A 9,205-nucleotide genomic window follows, 5' to 3' on the forward strand; every position below is an offset into this window, starting at 1 on the left:
AGTGCCTTTTATAATCAAAAGATATAATATTTTATATTGATCTATATTTTCTTCTGCTGTTACGCAAGCAACCAACTCATTATTTAAAATTTCTGCTTTTAAGTTAATATTAGTTAAATTTTGCGGCAGAGTGTGATAAAAAACATCTTTTCCGCATTCTATACACAATCTAGTGCGCACATCTTCTATAATGCTGACTTTATAGGTTTTTAAAGTAGTTCTTTTCTTGGTGGATTTGTCAGGGTTCAAAGTAAGTGTGGAATTTGCGCTTGATTCGTTTTTGTATTCATTATGCTTTTTAGCTGTATCGTCTTCGTTTTGAATTAAAAGGCTTTGTTCTGTCGGCTCAGTAATATTGACAGCATCATTTTTTATTTCAATCTGTTCTTGAATGGTTATAGGAGCAGGGATAACTTTTGGATAGTTATTGATTGGTTCGGATTTTTGTATATTTTGAATATCACTGTTTTTAACATCAGTGATAATCATAGTGTTTTTTGAATTAGACTTAACTGTTATGCTTTTTACTATTTTGGGAACAGGTAGAGGCGTAAGTTCGGGATACTTAGGCGCTTCAAGTCTAATTTCATATCTGTTTGACGGCAATGTTATCACATATCCAAATTCATTTGGAATGGTCATGTTAGTGCCGACTTTGAGAGAAAAAGCAAACGGTCTAAAATCACAGCCAAAGGGCATTACACTAAAATACAACAAAGCGTTTTCTTCTGTTAAAAATGTTATAGGAGAAGACGCGTTGCCTAAAAAGACACCGTTTACTGTGATCAGCATATTATCATTTCCAAATATATACAAATGACTATTCATACTGTAATTTATGATTAGTTAAGATGCAAATATGTATAACATTTTATTTTTGTGTCCATAATCAAAACATCTAATTAAATATTTTTGGAGTGTTATTATGGAATGGACAGTAGAAGAAACCAAAAGGTTGTTTGATTTGTGCGAACAGGCGAGAAAAGAGGGCAAGGGATTAAAGAATGCATTTGAAACAATAGCAAAAGAGGTTGGCAGAAAACCCAACAGTGTTAGAAATTATTATTACGCGCATCTAAAAACTCTTAATCTTATGCCCGAGATGTCAAAAAAACTAGGGATTAAGGTTTTGCCTGCAAAAACAACTTCATTCAAAACCTTTTCTGAAGAAGAAATTATTGATTTGGTAAGGTCTATTTTGATTGAACAGGGCAAGGGCAAGAGCGTAAGAAGCATAACCACCGAAATGGCTAAGGGCGATAAGAGTTTGATGCTCAGACTCCAAAACAAATACCGAAGCGTTGTCTTCCGTCAGAGAAAAAAGACAGAAAACATCATGCGTGCTTTGAGAGCAGAAAAAATAACTTTTTATAACCCTTATACCAAGAGCGTGGTAACAGAGGGAGTAGAAGAGCCTATGGATGATTACGCATTGTTTTCCAATCTAAAGACAATAACTGCGTCTTTAGAAGATGAACAGGTAAAAGACCTATTCAAAGGGCTTGCCAGACTTGTGCAAATGGCGACTTCGGGCGGCGGCACTGTTGACCAAAAGATTGATGTAAAAGTGCTGGAGCTTAAGAAAAAAGAACTTGAAAATGAGCGCTTGTTGGAAGAAAACAAAACACTTAAAAACATGATTGAAAAAATGCGTATGGAATTGACAGAACGCAAGCTTGACAGCAACCTAGAACAGCTAAGAGAAGTTAACAAGATGTTTTTAACCAAAGCTGATAACGATAAGATCAAAAGCTTGGGCGAATATGTTTCAGAATTAGGTAAAATCCTAGCAAGAACAAAATAAAACAAAAAACAGCCTTTATAATAAAAAGGCTGTTTTTATATACTTAAGATAAATTATTTTTTAAAACAATGATATAAACTCATTTACGGCAAAAGAAGTGGGTACGTTTTTCAAGGTTGCAAGACCTATGCCTCTAGAGGGTAATTCTGGTGTGGTTTTAACTTCTATCAAAAGTCCTTCGTCTATTTCTTTCTGAACATATTCTTTTACCACGCACGCAATACCAAGACCGTTTATGGCAAATTCTTTTAATAGATCAAGGTTGCCAAGTTCTATATCAGGTGTAACATCCACACCATTTTCTTTTAGGAAGTTGAGTACATTGCGTCTTGAGTTGCTGTTTTTGTCAAGCATCATCAAGGTATGATCGGTTAGCACATGCAGGCTTTGGTTTTCCAGCGTCAATGATTTGTGCTTAGAATTGGTTACAAAACAATCTCGCACACGACCTATTTCTTTTATGTTAAGAACGCTGTCTTCCACAGGTAGATTGACAAAGGCAACGTCTATAAGCCCGGTCTTTAGCAAATCCAAAGCGCCCATTGTAGTGCAGTTGGTAAGCTGAATTTTTATCTGAGGATATTTTTCATGAAAAAGGTTGATTTTGTCCAAAATATGATATTTAATCAGACTGTCACCGGCGCCTATATGCAGCGTGCCAATAGCCAGGTTTTTCATTTGCATAAATTTTTTTTCAGCAGATCTTATCAGGTCAATGGCTTTTTCAACATAGCCAAACATCATCTCGCCTTCACCTTCGGTAAGCTTCATACCTTTGGGCGTACGCACAAAAAGTCTTCCGCCAAGCTGGCTTTCAAGCTGTTTGATTGATTGGCTTACGGCAGGCTGTGTGATATACAATTCTTTGGCAGCCTTAGTAAGATTGCCTGTTTTTCCGACCGTATAAAAAACCTTATAAAGTTCTAAATCAACTGACATAATAATTCCTTATGACATTAAGAAATGTCTTAAATTCTTCTTATATATTATAACTCATAATCCATTTTATAGCAATGTGTATCTAAATAGTTTATATAGAAAAAGCGTGAAAATATTTTTAAAAACTTATTATTCTTGACTATGAACTGATAAGCTGATATTATTGCACTAATACACTAAATTATTTTAGAGTTTAAGGTGTATATATGAACTTTGATGTGGAATTAGTCGGAAAAATCGGCTCAATGGCGTTAGTGAACCGTGAAAAAAACGACATTGATTATAATAAATTTGCACGCATAGGGCGTGAACTAAAACCAGGCTTTATTTGGGTTTCCAGCGGTGCTACCGAAATAGGCAGACTTGACTATATGAAACGAATGGGACACGAATTGACGGGCGACAAGGAAGAAAACAAAACAGATTATGCCGCACAAGGTCAAGCAATACTCATGCAGACATATAGAATGTTTGTAGACGCCAGATACAATTTAAGACAGGTTTTGGTTGAGCATCAGCATTTTAACAATGAAGAAAAAAGGGAGCATATCAGGGCATTACTGCTAAGATGTGTCAGCCAAAACGCTATACCTATCATCAATTATAATGACGCAGTATCTTGCGAAGAAAATCGCCGTATGGAAATAGCTGCACTAAAAAAGAATCATGACCATGTTGCCGAACTTATAGACAATGACGAGACTGCGGGACTTATAGCAAGTCTTGTCAAGACCAAGGTTTTATTGATTTTGACAAGTGTTGACGGAATATACAAAGATCCAAAAGATCCTTCAACACTGATAAAAGAAATAAGCGGAAAGAACATTCAAGAAGTTTTGGATAATATCGAATATTGCAAAACACTTTGCCATGGCGCAAGCAGACCGGGTGCGGGCGGTGCTGCAAGCAAGCTTGAATTTATAAAAGAGCCTGTAAAAAATGGAACGGCAGTATATATAGCCAATGCTGAATATTCAATAAAAGATATACTTTCAGGCAATGCAAAATGCACTTTTGTAGGTGTAAGATAATTTTATATATTTTATGAATTAAATGATTTTAATAAAAAACAGCAATAATCAACATTATAATTACAGGCATTGATTTTTTGATTCCCAAACCACAAGCAAAATATTTGACGAATTTTTGGAATGACGATATAATAATACTCTACCAATTTGGTAGAGTATTTGATTAATGGCTTTTTAGTTTAGGAGTAATATGAGCAGAGTAGTTATTACAATAGAAGATCTTGTTGCCAGTGTCAAGGGCAAACAGATTTTGAAAGGTGTCAATCTTACTATGCAGGGCGGCGAAATACACGCCATTATGGGGCCCAATGGAAACGGAAAGTCAACATTGGCGTCAGTAATTATGGGAAGCCCGTTTTTTGAGATTGAAAGCGGAAAAATTACCTTTGATGGTGTAGATATCACGCATATGCCTACTGATGAACGCGCACGCATGGGCGTGTTTTTGGGCATGCAATATCCCAGCGAAATTAATGGCGTCACCAATATGCAATTTTTGCGTTCGGCATATAATGCAGTACATCCCGAAGAAAAAATATCTTTGGGCACTTTGAAAAAGACTGTTTTACAAAATGCAAACCAGCTTAAGATGAGCAAAGATATGCCTAACCGTTATCTCAATGTAGGATTTTCGGGCGGTGAAAAAAAGCGCAATGAAATTTTGCAAATGATGATGCTCAAACCCCGTTTTGTAATGCTTGACGAAATTGATTCAGGACTTGATATAGATGCATTGCAAACAGTAGGTGAGAATATAACCGCTTATGCCAAGAGTGCAGGCGAAAATGCTTCATTTATGTTAATTACGCATTATCAAAGATTGCTTAATTATGTTAAGCCTGATTTTGTTCATGTTCTTTATGAAGGAAAAATAGTAAAATCAGGCGGAGCTGAACTGTCTTTAAAATTGGAGCAAGAAGGTTACGAATGGTTGAAACAGCAAAGCATCTAATATATGCCAAAGAACATAACAAAATAGATATCTCAGAAGGCGGAGTTTACCGCATACATTACAGAGGCGCAAAAGACAAAGTTACTGTAACAGTAAAAGAGGGTATAAGGGCGTTTGTAAGCGAAAGATTTTGTCCTCGTACTCCCGAAGTGAAAGTAGATTTTATTTTGGAACAGGGTGCAGAAATTGTTTTGAGCGCATTTTGTGATGTTCCGTCTGCTATATTAAGCCATAATGTTAAATTAAAAAGCGACAGCAATTTTTCGGGACATTTTGGTTATGTCGGAAAAAGTGTAAAAGATGATTGGAAATTGGATTTGTATAAAGGCAGCACAGCAGAACTAAACACTGTAAGTTTTTGCAAAGATACAGACAATCACTATCATCATCTGGTTTCTCGTCAAATCGAAGGCAATAACCAAATTAAATATAACGGCAGAGGTGTTGCCTATATGCAAGCTATATGCAAGTTTGAAACCCAAGGAATAATTGATAAAGGCAGCGCTAACGCAATATGCAACCACAAGAGCAGAGTTTTGACCTTGTCAGACGAAGCAAAAGCCGAGGTTGATCCAAGCCTTATAATTGACGAATACGATGTTCAGGCAGGACACTCTGGTTCTGTGGGCAGAATTAACCAAGATGAACTGTTTTATATGATGTCAAGAGGATTATCTGAAAAAGAAGTTATCCAATTGATTTCAAACGGATTCTTGGTTTCTAAGATTGAAGGCTTTTTGACCGCGCCAGACAGAAAAAGATTTTACAAAGCGATAGAACAATAGGATTAAATTATGACTGATTATAAAAAAGATTTTCCGCTATTAAAAAAAGGCGAATGGGTATATCTAAACAATGCTGCACAAACACTTGTGCCTATGCCCGTTTTGCAGGCTATGAATGACTACTATATGAACATAGGCGCAAACATTCATAGAGGAGTAGATTCATTGGGATTTGAAGCTACCAGACTTTATGACCAGGCAAGAGAAAATGTCGCAAAGCTTGTCGGAGCTAAAGACAAAGGTAAAATCATCTTTACAAGAGGTACAACTTCAGCGATCAATATGGTGGCAAATTCTTTTGGGCAGACGCTTAACGAAGGCGACGAAATAGTCATTTCTGTTTCCGAACATCATTCAAACTTTGTTCCTTATCAGCAACTTGCAAAAAGAAAAAAAGCAAAACTGGTTTTTGTTCCGCTTGACAAGAACGGCTGCGTAACGCCTGAAAATCTTAAGAGCGTATTGACAAATAGGACTAAAATAGTGGTTGCAACTCAAATGACCAATGTTTTGGGTTCAATCAATGATATTCAGGCTTTAGCTAAGGTTGCACACAGTGTTGGCGCAATAATAGCCGTTGACGGAGCGCAAGGTATTGTGCATATACCCACTTATGTAGCTGATTGGGATGTGGATTTTTATGCTTTGGGTGCGCATAAATTACTAGGACCTACAGGCGTAGGTGCTTTGTATGTAAAAAATGATTTTCTTGAAAAAATGCAGCCTGTTGAGATGGGCGGAGATATGGTTGATATTGTGGAAGAACAGGAGACGACCTTTCTTGACGCCCCTCAAGGTTTTGAAGCAGGCACACCTATGATTGCAGAAGTTATAGGATGGGGCAAGGCTATAGATTATTTTTTTGACATAGGATACGCTGAAGCTAACCAAAGAGTCGATTATTTGCGCAAAATGATGGTGCAAAAAATGGAATCTGAAGTTAAGGATGTCATTATATATAACAAAGATTTTGAACATTGTCCCTTAGTTACTTTTAATATCAAGGGAGTGCATTCGCATGACACTGCAAGCGTTTTGGACAAACATAAGGTTTGTGTGCGCGCAGGTCATCATTGCGCACAGCTTATACACAAATGGCTTGGAATACAATCTTCTGTAAGAGCGAGCCTGATGTACTATAATGACGAAAGCGATGTTGACAGATTTATTGAAGCGTTAAAGGATGCAAAGGATTTTATAAATGTCTTATTCTGATGATAGTTTTGCAAGAGAATTAATACTTGATCATTATCAAAACCCTAGAGGCAAGGGTATCCCTCAAGGTTATGAAACTGTAACCTTAAAGAATGTGTCTTGCGGAGATATCATAACCGTAGGGGCTAAAATGGATGACAAAAAAATACAAGATATCAGACATGAAGGCACAGGCTGTTCTATTTGCTGTGCCAGCGCATCTATGATGTGCGAGCTTTTAAAAGGCGAAGACAAAGCCCATGCACTAGAATTGACCCATGAATTTTCCAAGATGATGACAAGACAGGATTTTGAGCCTGATGTTTTGGGTGATGCGGCAGCTTTGGAAGGCATTAATAAACTGTTACCCCGAATAAAATGTGCAACTCTTGCATGGAATGCTGCAAAACAGCTTTTGGGTGAGCAAGGAGAACAAAAAGATGAATGACGAATACAAATATGGATTTAATGACGGTGATATAGGTGTATTTAAACTTGACAGAGGACTCAATGAAAAAAGAGTTCGCGAAATCAGCGAGATAAAAGGCGAGCCAGAATGGATGACAGAATTCAGAGTAAAAAGCTACCGCCATTATGTTGCTTCAAAATTACCGTCATGGGCGACTCATCTAATTAAGCTAGAAGAAGATGAATTAAGATATTATATTAAGCCGAGCGAAAAAGTTGCTCAGGATTGGAATCAAGTTCCTGAAAAGATAAAAAAGACTTTTGATGCTTTGGGTTTACCTGAAGCTGAAAAGAAATATTTGGCTGGTATTGCAACTCAATACGAGTCCGAAATGGTTTATCATTCTATACATCAGGAACTGGAAGAAAAGGGCGTAATCTTTTTGGATACAGATACGGCTCTTAAAAAATATCCTGATTTGTTTAGGCAGTATTTTGGTACGCTTGTGCCTTATACGGATAATAAATATGCTGCATTAAACAGTGCTGTTTGGTCCGGGGGTTCTTTTATATATGTTCCTAAGGGCGTAAAACTTGAACAACCGCTGCAATCATATTTTAGAATGAACTCCGAACAAATGGGACAGTTTGAGCGCACTTTGATTATTGTTGACGAAGGTGCTAGTGTGCATTATGTAGAGGGTTGTACCGCACCAAAATACAGCAAGGATTCTTTGCATGCTGCAGTTGTTGAGATATTTGTAGCAGACGGAGCAAGATGCCGTTATTCTACGATTCAGAACTGGTCTAATAATGTGTATAACCTTGTTACCAAGAGAGCAGTTTGCGGCAAAGACGCGATTATGGAATGGATAGACGGCAATATCGGTTCTAAACTTACTATGAAATATCCAAGCGTTATTTTAAAAGGCGAGGGCGCTGTAGGTACTACTATTTCAGTCGCTATGGCAGGAGAAGGTCAAATTCAGGATGCAGGTTCTAAGATGATTCATCTTGCGCCGCATACTTCTTCTACTATTATAGCCAAGTCTTTGTCTAAAGGCGGAGGAAATGCTGTTTATCGCGGAGAAATTGTGCATTCACCTAAAGCGCACCATTCTTATACGCATGTCGAATGCGATACACTTATTTTGGATGAAAAGTCCAAGTCAGATACAATTCCCCTAAACAAAATCAGCAATGGTACATCTATACTAGAACACGAAGCCAGAGTTTCTAAGGTTTCGCAAGAACAGCTGTTTTATTTGATGAGCAGGGGCTTGACGCAAGAACAAGCGACTGAGATGATAGTGCTTGGATTTATAGAACCGTTTGCAAGAGAATTGCCTATGGAATACGCAGTCGAACTCAATCAATTATTAAAAATGGATATGTCGGGTTCAATAGGATAATTCATAAGATTAAATAAAAAGTCCTTTTGATTATTTTTCAAAAGGACTTTTTTGGTTAAATATAATAATAGCTTTATAATTTGATTTGAAAGTAATTTCGGTTTTTAACAAGGGTTAGGTATTCAAAACCAATTTCTTTTAAGACATTATAAACATAATCTCGTTTTTCGCCCAGTCGGGCTATACTATGAGCATCAGATCCAAAGGTTATAAGTCTGCCGCCCAATTCATAATATCTTTTTAAGACTTCCAAATTAGGTAACATCTTATCTGTCAGGCCTTCTGTGCTTGTATTGATTTCTAGGATTTTGTCTTTTCTTATGATTTTTAGTAATATCTCATCTAAAATTTCACTAAATTCGCTATATTGAAATGATTTTGTCTCATAGGGGGCTTTTCTTTCAACATAACCGATATGTCCTATCGTGCTGTAATAGTACGGTGCATCAATGCTTTCCAAAATTAAATTAAAGTATTCATTATAGCTTGTATGTTTGTCTTTTCCTTCAAAGAACTCTTTTGTATAACAATCCTTGCCCTCTACTTCATGTACACTGTTGATAACATAATCAAAATTATATGTATTGATTATATCGGTGTTTTCTTGATTTTTTTCTCTAAAATATCCTACTTCAATTCCGACAATCAATTCAACATTATGTTTTTTTGCAAAATCCACA

The 9,205-nt window shown here is 36.7% G+C and carries 10 protein-coding genes; 7 read left to right on the forward strand and 3 right to left on the reverse strand.

Annotated elements, in window-relative coordinates:
• A partial coding sequence (locus VIL26_02990; GenBank protein ID HEY8389904.1) for a hypothetical protein occupies window positions 1–828 on the reverse strand: 828 nt, incomplete at its 3' end.
• 97 nt (window positions 829–925) lie between these two features.
• On the opposite strand from VIL26_02990, the gene VIL26_02995 reads away from it, so the two are divergent.
• On the forward strand, window positions 926–1,804 hold the full coding sequence (locus tag VIL26_02995; protein ID HEY8389905.1) for an SANT/Myb-like DNA-binding domain-containing protein: 879 nt from the start codon (window positions 926–928) through the stop codon (window positions 1,802–1,804).
• A 60-nt stretch (window positions 1,805–1,864) separates the two neighbouring features.
• Here VIL26_02995 and VIL26_03000 read toward each other — a convergent pair whose 3' ends face one another.
• A complete protein-coding gene (locus VIL26_03000) occupies window positions 1,865–2,743 on the reverse strand; it encodes a LysR family transcriptional regulator (protein HEY8389906.1) in 879 nt (292 codons plus the stop codon).
• Window positions 2,744–2,949: 206 nt separating this feature from the next.
• Between VIL26_03000 and VIL26_03005 the strand changes: the two genes are divergently transcribed.
• The 6 genes from VIL26_03005 (at window position 2,950) to sufB (ending at window position 8,525) form a co-directional block, all read left to right on the forward strand.
• The gene (locus VIL26_03005; protein ID HEY8389907.1) at window positions 2,950–3,774 is read left to right on the forward strand and encodes a uridylate kinase; all 825 of its coding nucleotides are present in this window, start codon (window positions 2,950–2,952) and stop codon (window positions 3,772–3,774) included.
• Window positions 3,775–3,964: 190 nt separating this feature from the next.
• A complete protein-coding gene (sufC, locus tag VIL26_03010; protein ID HEY8389908.1) occupies window positions 3,965–4,726 on the forward strand; it encodes a Fe-S cluster assembly ATPase SufC in 762 nt (253 codons plus the stop codon).
• Window positions 4,702–5,511: a SufD family Fe-S cluster assembly protein gene (locus VIL26_03015; protein ID HEY8389909.1), complete on the forward strand. Its 810-nt coding sequence runs from the start codon at window positions 4,702–4,704 to the stop codon at window positions 5,509–5,511. The genes sufC and VIL26_03015 overlap by 25 nt, the downstream gene beginning before the upstream one ends.
• Window positions 5,512–5,520: 9 nt before the next feature.
• Window positions 5,521–6,726: a cysteine desulfurase gene (locus tag VIL26_03020; GenBank protein HEY8389910.1), complete on the forward strand. Its 1,206-nt coding sequence runs from the start codon at window positions 5,521–5,523 to the stop codon at window positions 6,724–6,726.
• On the forward strand, window positions 6,713–7,153 hold the full coding sequence (locus tag VIL26_03025; GenBank protein ID HEY8389911.1) for an SUF system NifU family Fe-S cluster assembly protein: 441 nt from the start codon (window positions 6,713–6,715) through the stop codon (window positions 7,151–7,153). Before VIL26_03020 ends, VIL26_03025 begins: the two co-directional genes overlap by 14 nt.
• Window positions 7,146–8,525, forward strand: a complete 1,380-nt coding sequence (sufB, locus tag VIL26_03030) for a Fe-S cluster assembly protein SufB (GenBank protein HEY8389912.1) — start codon at window positions 7,146–7,148, stop codon at window positions 8,523–8,525. Before VIL26_03025 ends, sufB begins: the two co-directional genes overlap by 8 nt.
• A gap of 73 nt (window positions 8,526–8,598) precedes the next feature.
• Here the strand turns inward: sufB and VIL26_03035 are convergent.
• Window positions 8,599–9,205: histidinol-phosphatase HisJ family protein (locus tag VIL26_03035; protein ID HEY8389913.1), on the reverse strand; the 607-nt coding region annotated here is incomplete at its 5' end.

The organism is Clostridia bacterium (assembly GCA_036562685.1).
GTDB lineage: Bacteria > Bacillota > Clostridia > Christensenellales > DUVY01 > DUVY01.

Bases quoted from the DNA above. Each gene is read 5' to 3' on its own strand.
- VIL26_02995 (HEY8389905.1), top strand. From the start codon at position 926: ATGGAATGGACAGTAGAAGAAACCAAAAGGTTGTTTGATTTGTGCGAA.
- VIL26_03000 (HEY8389906.1), bottom strand. From the start codon at position 2,743: ATGTCAGTTGATTTAGAACTTTATAAGGTTTTTTATACGGTCGGAAAA.
- VIL26_03005 (HEY8389907.1), top strand. From the start codon at position 2,950: ATGAACTTTGATGTGGAATTAGTCGGAAAAATCGGCTCAATGGCGTTA.
- sufC (HEY8389908.1), top strand. From the start codon at position 3,965: ATGAGCAGAGTAGTTATTACAATAGAAGATCTTGTTGCCAGTGTCAAG.
- VIL26_03015 (HEY8389909.1), top strand. From the start codon at position 4,702: ATGGTTGAAACAGCAAAGCATCTAATATATGCCAAAGAACATAACAAA.
- VIL26_03020 (HEY8389910.1), top strand. From the start codon at position 5,521: ATGACTGATTATAAAAAAGATTTTCCGCTATTAAAAAAAGGCGAATGG.
- VIL26_03025 (HEY8389911.1), top strand. From the start codon at position 6,713: ATGTCTTATTCTGATGATAGTTTTGCAAGAGAATTAATACTTGATCAT.
- sufB (HEY8389912.1), top strand. From the start codon at position 7,146: ATGAATGACGAATACAAATATGGATTTAATGACGGTGATATAGGTGTA.